The 14,047-nt window shown below is 65.7% G+C and carries 11 protein-coding genes, 1 pseudogene and 1 riboswitch; of the genes and pseudogenes, 5 read left to right on the forward strand and 7 right to left on the reverse strand.

Going from position 1 to position 14,047, the window contains the following annotated elements; genetic code table 11:
• Positions 1-31: 31 nt before the first annotated feature.
• From thiQ to thiB, 3 genes are all read right to left on the reverse strand, one after another.
• Complete coding sequence (thiQ, locus tag ACWGS9_RS18615; protein ID WP_454506627.1) at positions 32-820, reverse strand: thiamine ABC transporter ATP-binding protein; 789 nt, start codon at positions 818-820, stop codon at positions 32-34.
• Positions 817-2,439, reverse strand: a complete 1,623-nt coding sequence (thiP, locus tag ACWGS9_RS18620; RefSeq protein WP_454506628.1) for a thiamine/thiamine pyrophosphate ABC transporter permease — start codon at positions 2,437-2,439, stop codon at positions 817-819. The genes thiQ and thiP overlap by 4 nt, the downstream gene beginning before the upstream one ends.
• A 245-nt stretch (positions 2,440-2,684) precedes the next feature.
• Entirely contained in the window at positions 2,685-3,695 is a 1,011-nt protein-coding gene (gene thiB, locus ACWGS9_RS18625; RefSeq protein WP_454506629.1) for a thiamine ABC transporter substrate binding subunit, read from the reverse strand.
• 43 nt (positions 3,696-3,738) lie between these two features.
• Positions 3,739-3,842, reverse strand: a riboswitch (TPP riboswitch).
• Between the two features lie 238 nt (positions 3,843-4,080).
• Between thiB and ACWGS9_RS18630 the strand changes: the two genes are divergently transcribed.
• The 4 genes from ACWGS9_RS18630 to ACWGS9_RS18645 all read left to right on the forward strand — a co-directional run bounded on the left by ACWGS9_RS18630 (position 4,081) and on the right by ACWGS9_RS18645 (position 7,162).
• Positions 4,081-4,725, forward strand: a complete 645-nt coding sequence (locus ACWGS9_RS18630) for a thiamine diphosphokinase (RefSeq protein WP_454506630.1) — start codon at positions 4,081-4,083, stop codon at positions 4,723-4,725.
• An 18-nt stretch (positions 4,726-4,743) separates the two neighbouring features.
• Positions 4,744-6,558, forward strand: a complete 1,815-nt coding sequence (locus ACWGS9_RS18635) for an ABC-F family ATP-binding cassette domain-containing protein (protein ID WP_454506631.1) — start codon at positions 4,744-4,746, stop codon at positions 6,556-6,558.
• Between the two features lie 62 nt (positions 6,559-6,620).
• Positions 6,621-6,863, forward strand: coding sequence for a type II toxin-antitoxin system CcdA family antitoxin (locus ACWGS9_RS18640; RefSeq protein ID WP_320215545.1), 243 nt, complete (start codon positions 6,621-6,623; stop codon positions 6,861-6,863).
• Positions 6,863-7,162 (forward strand): CcdB family protein, encoded by a 300-nt coding sequence (locus tag ACWGS9_RS18645; protein ID WP_454506632.1) that lies wholly within the window; start codon positions 6,863-6,865, stop codon positions 7,160-7,162. Before ACWGS9_RS18640 ends, ACWGS9_RS18645 begins: the two co-directional genes overlap by 1 nt.
• Positions 7,163-7,230: 68 nt before the next feature.
• Here the strand turns inward: ACWGS9_RS18645 and ACWGS9_RS18650 are convergent, their stop codons facing one another.
• Together ACWGS9_RS18650 and ACWGS9_RS18655 are read right to left on the reverse strand one after the other, a co-directional pair.
• A complete protein-coding gene (locus ACWGS9_RS18650) occupies positions 7,231-9,198 on the reverse strand; it encodes a hypothetical protein (protein WP_454506633.1) in 1,968 nt (655 codons plus the stop codon).
• A 69-nt stretch (positions 9,199-9,267) separates the two neighbouring features.
• A complete protein-coding gene (locus tag ACWGS9_RS18655; RefSeq protein ID WP_320215541.1) occupies positions 9,268-10,566 on the reverse strand; it encodes an adenylosuccinate synthase in 1,299 nt (432 codons plus the stop codon).
• A 305-nt stretch (positions 10,567-10,871) separates the two neighbouring features.
• Between ACWGS9_RS18655 and ACWGS9_RS18660 the strand changes: the two are divergent.
• A pseudogene (locus ACWGS9_RS18660) lies at positions 10,872-11,033 on the forward strand (EamA family transporter); the annotation flags it as partial.
• A gap of 166 nt (positions 11,034-11,199) precedes the next feature.
• Here the strand turns inward: ACWGS9_RS18660 and serA are convergent.
• Both serA and ACWGS9_RS18670 read right to left on the reverse strand, forming a co-directional pair.
• Positions 11,200-12,798: a phosphoglycerate dehydrogenase gene (gene serA / locus ACWGS9_RS18665; RefSeq protein WP_320312209.1), complete on the reverse strand. Its 1,599-nt coding sequence runs from the start codon at positions 12,796-12,798 to the stop codon at positions 11,200-11,202.
• Between the two features lie 65 nt (positions 12,799-12,863).
• The gene (locus ACWGS9_RS18670; RefSeq protein ID WP_454506634.1) at positions 12,864-14,039 is read right to left on the reverse strand and encodes a phosphoserine transaminase; all 1,176 of its coding nucleotides are present in this window, start codon (positions 14,037-14,039) and stop codon (positions 12,864-12,866) included.
• Positions 14,040-14,047: the final 8 nt, after the last annotated feature.

Raw genomic sequence — 14,047 nt, forward strand, 5'->3', positions numbered from 1 at the left:
CCGGATCGCTCGTTGCCGGTTTGGCCGTAAATTATGTCCGCTTCCGGGCAATATGTTGTGATCCGGCAACGGTGCCGCCTCGATCGCCGATATAGCGCCGGAAGGCGTCCGGTCCAGATCGATCGAAGAAATCATCGGCCGGGCCGGTCGCCGCGATTGTGCCTTCATCGAGGAATGCGACGTCCTGGCCGATGCGACGCGCATCTTCGGGCTGATGCGTGACGAAGAGCACCGTCATTTTGCGCTCGGCGTGGATGCCGGCGACAAGGTCGAGCATGTCGTCGCGCAGCGCCGGGCCGAGCGACGCGAAAGGTTCGTCGAGCAGCAATACCGGCCGGTCGCGCAGCAGCACTCTCGCCAGCGCCACGCGCTGCCGCTCGCCGCCGGAAAGCTCGCGCGGCAGCCGCTTTTCCTTGCCCGCCAGGCCAACCCGCGCCAACGCCTCGACGACCGCCGCCCGATCGGCGTCACCGAGCTTCAGCGACGCCGAGCGGCCGAGCCCGACATTGGCTTCGACCGAAAGATGCGCAAACAGGTTGTTTTCCTGGAACACCATCGACACCGGCCGCGCCGAAGGCGGCGCGTCGCCGAGATCGATGCCGCCGATCAGCACCTTGCCTGTACCAGGCGTTTCGAAGCCAGCTATCAGATTGAGCAGCGTCGACTTGCCGGAGCCGCTCGGTCCCATGATGGCGGTGATCCTGCCGGCGGCGAATTCGGCGTCGAAGCGGAAGGACGCCTCGCCATAGCTGAACGAGACGCCGTCCAACGCAACAGCGAGGCCGTTTTGCGCGGCGGTGCCGTTGATGGTCGTCGTCATGAGCTTCCTTCCCGCCCCAACCAGTCGGCGACGACCACCAGCATCAGGCAGACGAGGCCGAGCAGCAAGGCAAGTCCCGCGGCGTCGGCCGTCCGGTAGCTGCCCATGCGCGCCAGCAGAAGATAGGGCAAGGTCTGCACGGAATCGCTGCCGAACAGCGCGATCACGCCGAGATCGCCAAGCGACAGCGCCATGGCGAAGGCAAAGCCAGTGGCCAAAGGCCGCCTGAGCGACGGCCAGTCGACCAGGCGCAGCCGGGTCCAGCCGGATATGCCGAGCGCCAGGCAAAGCCGCTCGTGACGTTCGCTGGCCGCGTCATAGGCGGGGCGAATGGCCCGGATGGCGAAGGGCATCGCCATCACTGCGTTGACGGCGACGACCATGATCGGCGCGATGGCAAAGACATCGGTGACCCCGCGCAGCGCCAGGAACCAGCCGGCGCCGAGCACGATCGGCGGCACGACCAGCACGAAGCCGGCGCCGGTGTCGGTGGCATGTTCGAGCAGGCCCATGGCGCCGCCTGGCCTGCGCCGCAGGGCCAGCGCGCGCCGCGCCGTGATCAGCGCCAGCGACAACGTCACGCTGAGCAGCGCCGCCAGGAAGGCGAGGCCCGCGCTGGTGAGCGTGGCGCGGCGCACCGCCGCTTCACCCCCCAGCCGGCCGAGATCGGCCTCCAGGCCTGAAAGCACGGTCGCTACCATCGGTCCGGCAACGAACAGCAGGGCAAGTGCGATAAGGCCGGCGTTCAGCATGCTTTCCACCCTGCCCGTCGAAAGGTAGCGGCGCGGCGCCACCGGCAGGTTGGCATCGCCGACCGTGTTGGCGCCAAGCCGCGTGAGCACGATGACCACGATGAAGGTCAGCGCGATCTGCAGCAGCGTCAGCACGACGGCGCGCGCGGGATCGAAGTCGAAGCGCAGCGCCTGGTAGATGGCGACCTCCAGCGTCGTCGCCGCCGGACCGCCGCCCAGCGTCAGCACGATGGTGAAGGACGTGATGCAGAGCATGAAGACCAGCCCCGCAATCCCCGGCAGAGCCGCGCGCAGCACCGGCCATTCGATCAGCCGGAAGGCTGGCCGGGCGCCCATGCCAAGCTGGCTCGCCAGCCGCCAATGGTCGGCGGGAATGGTGCCCAGCGCCTCAAGGAACAGGCGCGTCGCCAAGGGCAGGTTGAAGAAGACATGGGCGACAAGGATGCCGGAGAGGCCGTATATCCCCGGCCACTCCCCGCCGCCAAGCCCGGCGAAGACGCCGGCAAAGTACCCCGCCCCGCCATAGAGCGCCAGGATACCGAGCGCGGCGACGATCGCCGGCAGTGCCAGCGGCACGGTGAACAGTTGCAGGATCAGGCGGCGGCCGGCAAAGGCCGGATGCCTCGAAAGCGCGCGCGCCACCAGCAGCGCCGGCGCGACCGACAGCAGCGTCGACAGCAGCGCCTGCCAAAGCGTGAAGCGGGCGACGCGGAAGAGGTAGCCGTCGAAGGCGGCGACAGCACCGGAGAGATCATGCGCGCCTTCGAGGGCGAGACCGGCGAAAGCGCCGCCGATCAAGACCGCGACGGCCGCGAGCGCAATGACGCCGGCGGTTGTGCGGGGATCGCTGGGATGGGGCGTTGCCATTCCCGCCTAGCCAAACACACTGAATGGCTTGGGTAAGGTGGAAGCATTATCTGCGTCGAGTTCCCGCCCACCCCCCTCTGTCCTGCCGGACATCTCCCCCGCAAGGGGGGAGATTGGCAGCTTCGATCGCCGTGCCACTCTTGCAACGTTGGCGATTGGCGAAAGTGGCCGAGCGCTTGATCTCCCCCCTTGCGGGGGAGATGGCCGGCAGGCCAGAGGGGGGTGTTCAAGCGCCATCCTGAAGCCTACTTGCTCATCACCGCCAGCCACTCATCCACCCACGCCTTGCGGTTGGCCGCGACCTCTTGCGGGCTGAACAGCAAGGTCTTGGTCGGCTTCACCAGTTTGTCGAAGGCCGGGTTGAGCGGCTTGTCGGTCTTGCCGGCCGGGAACATCCAGTTGGTTTCCGGAATGACATCCTGGAATTTCGGCCCTGTCATGAAGGCGATGAACTTTTGCGCCAGCGGGTTCGTAGCGCCCGTCGTGGTGATGCCCGCCACTTCGATCTGCAGGTATTCGCCTTCCTCGAAAGAAGCGGCCTGGTAGCGCTCGGTGTTCTCGGCCACCATGTGGTAGGCCGGCGAGGTGGTATAGGACAGCACCATCGGTGCCTCGCCCTTGGTGAACAGGCCATAGGCCTCGCTCCAGCCCGGCGTCACCGTCAGCACCTTCGGCTTGAGCTTTGCCCAGGCCTCCGGCGTTTTGTCGCCATAGACCGACTTCACCCACAGAAGCAGGCCGAGGCCCGGCGTCGAGGTGCGCGGATCCTGGATCACGATCTTGTCCGTGCCGGCGCCCTCGACCAGGTCCTTCAGGCTCTTGGGCGGGGTTTTCAGCTTCTCGGTATCGTAGACGACGGCGAAATAGCCATAGTCGAAGGGCACGAAAGTGTCGTCTTTCCAGCCGCCGGGCACATTGATGCCGGAGACTTCGCCATGCGGCGCGAACAGGCCGCTCGCCTTGGCATCTGCGGTGAGATTGGTGTCGAGGCCGAGCACGATGTCGGCCTTGGTGCTGGCACCCTCCAGCTTGACGCGGTTGAGCAAGGCTACGCCGTCGGCGACCGAGACGAATTCGAGATCGCAGCCGCACTCGGCCTCAAATTCCTTCTTGACGGCCGGTCCAGGCCCCCAGTCGGCCGTGAAGCTTTCATAGGTGTAGATGGTGAGCTTGTCCTTTGCGGTGGCAGGCGCAACGCCTGCCAGAAGCGAAACAAGACCGGTTGCGAGAATAAGCTTGGACAATATCGCGCGCATCGGCGCCTCCTTCGTTCGAGTGACAAGGAATTGAGGCGTCGGATGGTCCGAAACGTCTAATCCCTCCGCCGGTACAAACCGGATCAGGTTCAGCGGGTTGGCTTTCGCCTCTCAGCCGGATCACGTCCGGCACCCCGTTAGAGCGTTTCGACAGATAGGCCCGGCCGAAGCGGCGCGCAAGCGGAAGTTTGCCGGGCAGCTAAAGCAATTCCAGGAAAAGTGCGCAGCGGTTTTCCGTCCGGAATTGCGCAAGGATAAAGCCTTGGAGCGGCTCTGCAATTCTATCAATCGCTGAGCCGCTCCAACGTTCGGGCGGGACCTTGGACGCGACGTGCGGCGCTGCCCGGCTTCCGTTTCGCACGCCGGGCTGGTAAGGGCCACGGCCATGGGCACATTCACCATCCTGCTTGGCGGCGAACTCATCCGCACGCCCCGGCTCGAACGCCAGATCGAGGGTTCGCGCGTCATCGCCGCGGATGCCGGCATCGGCCATGCCCGCTTGCTTGGCCTGGTGCCGGAGCTCTGGGTCGGCGATTTCGACTCGGTACCGGCGAACCTGCCGAGAGATCTGGCCGACGTGCCGCGCAAGGTCTTTCCGGCCGAGAAGGACATGACCGATGGCGAGCTCGCCATAGCGGAGGCGCTTCAGCGCGGCGCCACCAGTCTCGTGCTTGCCGGCGCCTTCGGCGGCAAGCGCGCCGACCATGCGTTCCTGCATCTGGCGCTGGCCGTGCGCTTGGCTGCTGCCGGCACGCGAGTGCTGCTGACCAGCGGCGCGCAAGAGGGCGTTCCCATCCTGCCTGGCAAGGCCAGCTTCGATTATGATGACGGCACCTTGTTTTCGGTGCTCGGTTTCTCCGAGCTTTCGGGCCTGACGGTCACCGGCGCCAAATGGCCGCTGGACCGCGTCGAGGTGGCGTTCGGCTCCTCGCTCACTATATCAAACGAGGTCAAAGGGCGGCTTGGCGTCGCGCTTGAGCGCGGCCGGGCGTTGCTTCTGGCCCACCCCTATCCCCTTCCTGAAAGCTGACATTTCCAGAAAGTTGACATGGCGCCGCCACTCCTCAATCTCGACGGCATTAAACTGACCTTCGGCGGCGCCCCGCTGCTCGACGGCGCGGCACTCAGCGCATCCGCCGGCGAGAAGATCGCGCTGGTCGGCCGCAACGGCTCGGGCAAGTCGACGCTTCTCAAGATCGCCGCCGGGATGATCGAGCCGCAGGACGGCGAGGTGTTCCGCCAGCCTTCGGCAACGGTCCGCTATCTGCCGCAGATGCCGGATATGGATGGTTTTGCCAGCGTGCGCGCCTATGTCGAGGCGGGCCTCGGCCCGGCCGACGATCCGCATCGCGCCACTTATCTGACGGAACATCTCGGCCTTACCGGCGAGGAGCGGCCGAACGACCTTTCCGGCGGCGAGGCGCGTCGCGCCGCCCTCGCCCGCGTCATGGCGCCGGAGCCCGATATCCTCCTGCTTGACGAGCCGACCAACCATCTCGACCTGTCGGTCATCGAATGGCTGGAAGAAGAACTTGCCCGCACCTCGTCGGCGGTGATCCTGATCTCGCACGACCGCCGCTTTCTCGAGCGCGTTTCGCGCGCCACGGTCTGGCTCGATCGCGGCCAGACCCGCCGGCTGGACAAGGGCTTTGCCCATTTCGAGGAATGGCGCGACCAGGTGCTGGAGGAGGAAGAGCGCGACCAGCACAAGCTCGGACGCCAGATCGTGCGCGAGGAGCACTGGCTGCGCTATGGCGTGACGGCCAGGCGCAAGCGCAACATGCGCCGCCTCGGCGAACTGCAGACGATGCGCCAGCGCTTCCGCAGCCATCGCGGCGCCGAAGGCACCGCCACTATGCTGGCGAGCGACGCCGCCGAATCCGGCAAGCTGGTGATCGAGGCCAAGGGCATCGAAAAGAGCTTCGGCGACCTCACCGTGGTCAAGGGCTTCTCGACCCGTATCCAGCGCGGCGACCGCGTCGGTCTGGTCGGACCGAACGGCGCCGGCAAGACGACGCTTCTGAAGATGCTGACCGGCGAGCTGGCGCCGGATGCCGGCGGCGTGCGGCTCGGCGTCAATCTGGAGATCGCAACGCTCGACCAGAAGCGCGAGGCCGTCGACCCGCAGGAGACCCTGGCGCATTACCTGACCGACGGTCGCGGCGAGAACCTCGTCATCAATGGCGAGCAGCGCCACGTCGTCTCCTACATGAAGGATTTCCTGTTCAAGCCGGAGCAGGCACGCACGCCGGTGCGCGAACTTTCCGGCGGCGAGCGGGCGCGGCTGCTGCTCGCCCGCGTTCTGGCCAGGCCGGCGAACTTGCTGGTGCTCGACGAGCCGACCAACGATCTCGACATGGAGACGCTGGAACTGCTGCAGGAACTGGTCGCGGGCTTTGCCGGAACCGTGATCCTGGTCAGCCACGACCGCGACTTCCTCGACCGCACCGTCACCAGCGTGATTGCGCCCGACGGCGGCGGGCGCTGGATCGAATATGCCGGCGGCTATTCCGACATGCTGGCGCAGCGCGGCGGCTCGAAGCTGGAAGACCGCAGGGCGAGGTCGAAAGCCGAGGCGAGCGAGGCTGCGCCGAAAGCCGAACAAGCCGCGCCGAAGGGTTCGGCGAAGAAGCTCTCGTTCAAGCAGAAATTCGCATTGGACTCTCTGCCCAAAAAGATCGAAGCGGTCACCGTTTCGATCGCCAGGCTGGAGAACAATATCGCCGACCCCGCCTTCTACGAACGCGATCCCGTTTCATTTCAGAAGACCATCGCCGCGCTCGACAAAGAGCGCACGACCCTCGCCACGCTCGAGGAGGAGTGGCTGGAACTGGAGATGCTGCGCGAAGAGATGGAAGGGTAGCACCATCTTCATTGCAAAGGCTCCGGCGTGCGCATAAGATATGCGCATAATGAGGCGCCACCATGCGCAAGATCGCGACGAATGCAGTCCGTCAACCGGCTAATCTATCTATCGATTCTCAGCTCATGGCGGAAGCCAAAGGACTCAACGTGAATGTATCGCGTGCAGCGGAGGCCGGGATAGCGGAAGCGGTCGCGGCCGAGAAGACACGGCTATGGAAGCTTGAAAACCGCGCGACGATGGACGCCTGGAACGACTATGTCGACAAGCACGGCATCCCGCTCACTGAACATCGGCAATTCTAATGGCACGCTATGACGTCTTCGCCAGCAGCATCGAAGGCGCCTATCTGCTCGACGTTCAATCCGACCTGCTCGACCACTTCAAGACCCGCGTGGTCGTTCCGCTTCTGCCGCTGACCTCAGCACCTTCGCCAATGCGCAAACTGCATCCGGTCTTCGAGATCAACGGCCGGAAGATGGTGATGGCCACCCACCTGATTGCCACGGTCGCGGCGACCGAACTCGGCGAAAATCGAACCAATCTTATGAGCCACCACGACGATGTCGTCGCGGCGCTCGATATGCTCTTTCAAGGCTTTTAAGTCGCCTATCTGTTGTTTTTACGCAATTCCGGACGGAAAACCGCTCACACTTTTCCTGGAATTGCTCCTCACCCCGACGTCTTCGCCGCCCAGGCCTTCAGCGCCTCGTCGAACACCTTCTCGCCCGGGATGCCCTTTTCCATGGTGAGCAGCGCGCGGCGCCCGGTTTTGTAGACCACCGGCACGTCGATCCAAGCCTGTCCCCTCAGCAGCGTCAGGTTGGCGTCCACGTCGGCCTTGGTGTCGTTGAGCGCGACGAGGAAGAAGCCGTCGCCGATCTTGGCCGGAAGGCCGATCAGCGGACTGCCGGCATCCTGCTCCGAACTCTTCATGGCAATGCGCAGAAGGCCGTCGACGCCGCCGCCGTCGAAGTCTTTCGGCGTCAGAAAGATCATTTCGATGATATGGCTGGCCGGCAAGGTCTGGTCGGCGTTGCGCCGGATCGTCATGCGAAGCTGGATGTTCTTGCCGGGGATCGTCGCCTCGGCGCGGATTGCCGGTTCCGGCGGCAGATCGCCGCCAGGCGATTCCTGCACCAGCGACCACACGATGCTGCCGGGCTCGGCCGTGCCCTGCTGGGTGCTGGTGCGCTCCTCATAGAAGATCGCCTTCTGCCCGACCGGCACGGTCGCCTCGGCCGTCGCCGGTGCCGGCGTGGCGGGTGTCGTGCCTGCGGCCGGTGGCGTTGTCGCTGCCGCGGGTGGCGTCGCGCCGGCCGCGGGTTGCGTCGCGCCGGCCGCGGGTGGCGTGGCGCCGGCCGCGGGTGGCGTGGCGCCGGCCGCGGGTGGCGTTGCCGCATCAGTCGCTGGCGGTGTGGTCGCGGCCGCCGGCGGTGTCGGATTGGCCGCGTCGGTCGCCGGCGCCGCCGGCGTTGCTCCCGAGGCAGACGCCTCAGGCGTTTGCGTTGCCGGCGCCGGCGGGGTGCCGGTCGTGGCGGGCGCTGTTGCGGGCGCCGGCGGGGCGCCAGTCGTGGCGGGCGCTGTTGCCGGCGCTGGCGGGGCGCCGGTCGTGGCGGGCGCTGTTGCCGGCGCAGCCGGCGGGCGCGAGGTCAGCGCCGCGACGGATTCGCCTTCGCCGATCGTGGCCTGTCCGCCGGCGGGACCGGGATCGACCTCCTTGCCCTCGGGTGTCAGGCGCTGCGTGAACTTGGTCGTGTCGGCCGGCTCGCTGGTGCCGGCGGGAGCCGGTGCTGCCGCCGTCTCCGTCGCCGGCTTGGCGGGTGCCGGCTTTACCGGCGCCGGCTTGACCAGCGGCTCGGTCGAGACCGTCTTGCTGCCGCTGCCGCCAAGGCCAAAGAGCGAGCCGAACGCGTTCTTGTTCAGCCAAATGCCGTAGCCGCCGCCGGCCAGCACCAGCAGCGCGATGACGGCGGCGATCAGCCCGCCATAGCTGCGCTTGCGCCGCTGCGGCTGGGGCCGCAGACGCTGGAAAGTATCGGCAGCCGGCTGCTCGTCATTGGCAAAGACGTCGCTGCCGTCATCGGAATCGGCAGCGTCCATGCCGGCGAGGCCTACGTCGTCCTCGCGCGGCGACGGCATCGGCGGTGCCGCCTTCTGCCAGGCTGGCTCCGCCCTTGCCGCGCTCTGCCAGTCAGGCTCGGCTTTCGCCGGGGTTTGCCGAGCAGGCTCCGTCTTCGGCGCGCTTTGCCAGCTCGGTTCCGTCCTGGCAGGCGCGGGCGCCGGCTTGAACGGTTCGGGTCTGAACGGATCCGGCTTGGCGGGCTCCGGCGCCGCCGGCTGGCGGGTATGGCTCGGCTGGTTCTTGTTGCGGTCGATGGAGGAGAAAATATGCTCCAGCTCCGCCAGCGGATCCTCGGCCGGAACGCGTTTGACATAGTCGCGCTCGACGCTGGAAATGGCATCTTCCAGCGAGCGCTTCTGCTTGCTGACGACATCGGGCGCAAGCGGCGGGGAATACTCGGCGAGCTTCTTAGCCAGCACCGCGCGGGCACCGTCGTATATCTGCTTGCGCATCTCGAACGAAGGATCGCTCTTCTTCTCGAGCTGCTTTTTCAGAACACTAACGAAATCTGCCATGCGTCAGGTGACCTGCATTCTTTTCCCGCCAGCCGCAAATCAGCCGTAGCGCCGGGAAGGGCTGTGAAACTAGTCTTGAAACGGGTCGGTCACAAGTATCGTGTCGTCCCGCTCGGGGCTGGTGGAGAGCAGCGCCACCGGGGCGCCGATCAGCTCCTCGATATAGCGTACATATTTGACGGCTTGCGCCGGCAAATCGTTCCAGCTTCTGGCGCCGGCCGTGGTTCCCTTCCAGCCTTCGAGCGTCTCGTAGATGGGCTCGACCCGCGCTTGCGCGCCCTGGCTGGCCGGCAGGTAATCGATCGTCTCGCCGTCGAGCCTGTAACCCGTGCAGACCTTGATCTCGTCCAGCCCGTCGAGCACGTCGAGCTTGGTGAGAGCGATACCCTTGATGCCGTTGACGGCGACGGCCTGGCGCACCAGCACGGCATCGAACCAGCCGCAGCGCCGCTTGCGGCCGGTGACGACGCCGAACTCGTGGCCGCGCGTGCCGAGGAACTCGCCGATCTCGTTCTTCTGCTCGGTCGGGAACGGCCCCTCGCCGACGCGCGTCGTATAGGCCTTGGTGATGCCGAGCACATAGCCGATGACGCCCGGGCCCACGCCCGAGCCGGCGGCCGCCTGCCCGGCCACGGTGTTGGACGAGGTGACGAAGGGATAGGTGCCGTGGTCGATATCGAGCAGCGTGCCCTGCGCGCCCTCGAACAGGATGCGCTCGCCGGCGCGACGCTTGTCGTCGAGCACCTTCCAGACGCGGTCCATGTAGGGCAGGATTTCGGCGGCCACCGAGGTCAGCTCCTGCATGATCGCCTCGTGCGTCGCTTCCGCATGACCGAGCCCGCGGCGCAGCGCATTGTGGTGCGTCAGCAGCCTGTCGACCTTGAGGGGAAGCGTTTCCAAATCCGCCAAATCCATCACCCGCACCGCGCGCCGGCCCACCTTGTCCTCATAGGCGGGGCCGATGCCGCGGCGTGTCGTGCCAATCTTGGTTCCGGAATTCGAAGCGGCGTCTTCGCGGAATCCGTCCAGCTCCCGGTGCAGCGACAGGATAAGCGCGGTGTTTTCGGCTATTTTCAGGCGCTCCGGCGTGACCTCCACACCCTGTTCCTTGAGCTTCTTGACCTCGGCGACGAAGGCGTGCGGATCGAACACCACACCATTGCCGATGATCGAAAGCTTGCCTTCGCGCACCACGCCGGAGGGCAGCAGCGACAGCTTGTAGACCTTGCCGTCGACGACCAGCGTATGGCCGGCATTGTGACCGCCCTGGAAGCGCACGACCACATCGGCCCGTTCCGACAGCCAGTCGACGATCTTGCCCTTGCCTTCGTCGCCCCATTGCGAGCCGACGACCACCACATTGGCCATGTTCTTTTCCCTTGAAATGCCGCGCGAGCGGCCTGAAACGACAGGCCTCTATAGCGTCAAGCGCCGGCGGGCGCGACCCTTTCTTTGCTGCCGAAACCCTGGAGCACAACCCCGAAAGTGAGAACCCGTTTTGCAGATTTTCAGAAGAAGCTCCAACGAAGGGTCCGGCCAGGATGTTGATCCTCAATGAACGTCATCCTGATCCAGGCACAACAGAATCCGGCTTTCGCATCATTCACTTGCCGCCGCCGTCGCACTACCCCGGCTTCGAGCCTTGAACGCATTGCGCCGCGCCGGATTTTGCTGCCGGCCTGTTCATCCACCTGGTGCCGATCTTCGGCACGCTGCTTTCGATGCTGATCGTCGGCGAGCAGTTTCAGCCCTATCAGGCCTTCGCGCTCGCGCTGGTGCTCGGTGGCATCGCGCTCGCCGAATACAGCGGCAGCAGGGCGCCCGTTCTGGCATGAGCCGCGCCGGGTCGCCCGCCTGCCGTAGCGGGCGGGACGTATCCCAGGCTTTCCCCGTGTCACTAATGTACGTCGCCCAGAAGTGTGCAGCGGTTCTGGGACAACGACATGCATCAAAACAAAGACGTAAAGCGCGTCGCCTGAATCCGGTTCAGCGCGACGCGCTTTAGCCGCCGACGTCGAAGTGCAGCGGCTTGGCCGAGTCGATCGATTGGTGCGCCCGCAGCTGATCGAGCACTTTTTCCGGGAACGGCGCGTCGAGATAAAGCAGCGCGATCGCGTCGCCACCCGGCCGGTTGCGGCCGAGCTGGAAGTTGGCGATGTTGACGCCGTTCTCGCCGCAGACCGTGCCGAGCAGGCCGATGATGCCGGGCGCGTCGGCATTGGTGGTGTAGAGCATGTGCTGGCCGACCTCGGCGTCGAGATTGATGCCCTTGATCTGAATGAAGCGGGGCTTGCCGTCGGAAAAGCAGGTGCCGGCGATCGAGCGCGTCCTGTGCTCGGTCGTGACGGTGAGCTTGATATAGCCGTCGAACACGCCCGACTTGTCGCGCTTGACCTCGGCGACGATGATGCCGCGCTCCTTCACCATGATCGGCGCCGACACCATGTTGACGTCTGAGACTTGCGGCCGGATCAGGCCGGCAAGGGCGGCGCTGATCAAAGCGCGCGTGTTCATCGTCGCGGTCGAGCCGTCGAACAGGATCTCGACTTCCTTGATCGGATCCTCGGTGACTTGGCCGACAAAGGCGCCGAGCACTTCGGCGAGCTTGACGAAGGGCTTCAGTCGCGGCGCCTCCTCGGCCGTGATCGACGGCATGTTGATGGCGTTGGAGACCGCGCCCTTGATCAGATAGTCGCTCATCTGCTCGGCGACCTGCAGCGCGACATTCTCCTGCGCTTCCGCGGTCGAGGCGCCGAGATGTGGCGTGGCCACGACATTCTCCATGCCGAACAGGGCGTTCTGCTCGGCCGGTTCGGCCTCGAACACGTCTATACCGGCGCCCGCCACCTTGCCGCTCTTCAGCGCCGCCACGAGGTCGGCCTCGACGACCAGTCCGCCGCGTGCGCAATTGATGATGCGCACGCCGTCCTTCATCTTGGCGATTGCAGCCGCGTCGATGATGTTGCGCGTCTTGTCGGTCAGCGGCGTGTGCAGCGTGATGAAGTCGGCACGGGCGAAGAGCTCGTCGAGCTCGACCTTCTGAACGCCGAGCTCCTCGGCGCGGCTGTCCGACAGGAACGGGTCGAACGCAATCACATGCATCTTCAGCCCGACGCCGCGCGTGGCGACGATCGAGCCGATATTGCCGCAGCCGATCACGCCCAGCGTCTTGCTGGTGATCTCGACACCCATGAAGCGGTTCTTTTCCCACTTGCCGGCATGGGTCGAGGCATTGGCTTCCGGTATCTGCCGCGCCAGCGCGAAGATCATCGCCACCGCATGCTCGGCCGTGGTGATCGAATTGCCGAAGGGCGTGTTCATCACGATGATGCCCCTGCGGCTGGCGGCCGGGATATCGACATTGTCGACGCCGATGCCGGCGCGGCCGACCACCTTCAGCCTGGTTGCCGCATTGATCAGCTTCTCGGTGACCTTTGTCGCCGAGCGGATGGCGAGGCCGTCATACTGGCCGATCACCTCAAGCAGCTTTTCCTTGTCCTTGCCGAGGTCGGGCAAGTAGTCGACATCGATGCCGCGATCCTTGAAGATCTGCACGGCGGTGGTTGAAAGTTTATCCGAGACGAGAACGCGGGGCGCCATTGCGGCCTCCTTGAAGGGGATTGGGTGTGTCGGCAATGGTGGCGGCCGGAGGCCGCCACGGGGTCTCAGGCCGCTGCCTTGAGCGACGCCTTCTGCGTGGCGAAGGCCCAGTCGAGCCAGGGTATTAGCGCTTCGAGATCGGAAGTCTCGACGGTGGCGCCGCACCAGATGCGCAGGCCGGGCGGCGCGTCGCGATAGGAGCCGATGTCGTAGGCGACGCCTTCCTTGTCGAGCGAAGACACGATCCCCTTGGCGAAGGCCGCCTGCCCGTCGGCGTCGAGCGCCGCCACATCCGGATCCGTGAAGGCAAGGCAGACCGAGGTGTTCGAACGCGTCGCCGGCTCGACGGCGAGGTGGCCGAGCCACGCCGATTTGTCGGCGAACCGGTCGAGCACCGCGGCATTGGCGTCCGCGCGGACAATGAGAGCCTCGAGCCCCCCGATCGACTTCGCCCAGTGGAGCGCATCGAGATAATCCTCGACGCATAGCATGGACGGCGTGTTGATGGTCTCGCCTTTGAAGATGCCCTCGATCAGCTTGCCGCCCGAGGTCAGGCGGAAGATTTTCGGCAGCGGCCAGGCCGGCTTGTAGGTCTCCAGCCGCGCGACGGCACGTGGGCTGAGGATCAGCATGCCGTGCGCGCCCTCGCCGCCCAGCGCCTTCTGCCAGGAGAAGGTGACGACATCGAGTTTTTCGAAATCGAGCCGCTGCGCGAAAGCCGCCGACGTGGCGTCGCAAATGGTCAGACCCTTGCGGTTCGTGGGAATGAAATCGCCATTCGGCACGCGCACGCCCGAGGTCGTGCCGTTCCAGGTGAAGACCACGTCGCGGTCGAAGTCGACCTGCGTCAGGTCGGGCAGCTTGCCGTAACCGGCCTCGAACCTGCGCACATCGGCGAGCTTGAGCTGCTTGACCACATCCGTGACCCAGCCGGAGCCAAAGCTTTCCCAGGCGACCATGTCGACGCCGCGCTCGCCGAGCAGCGACCACAGCGCCATCTCGACCGCGCCGGTGTCCGACGCCGGCACGATGCCGATGCGATAGTCCGCGGGGACATTGAGGATTTCGCGCGTCAGCTCGATTGCCTGCTCGAGCTTGGCCTTGCCGATCTTGGCGCGGTGGGAGCGCCCGAGCGCGGCCTTCGACAGCGCCTCGACCGACCAGCCGGGGCGTTTTGCGCAGGGACCTGAAGAGAAATTGGGGTTTGCCGGACGGAGTCCGGGCTTGGTAGGCGTCGTCATCGTGGTCT

It is taken from the genome of Mesorhizobium sp. Arg314, assembly GCF_053714275.1.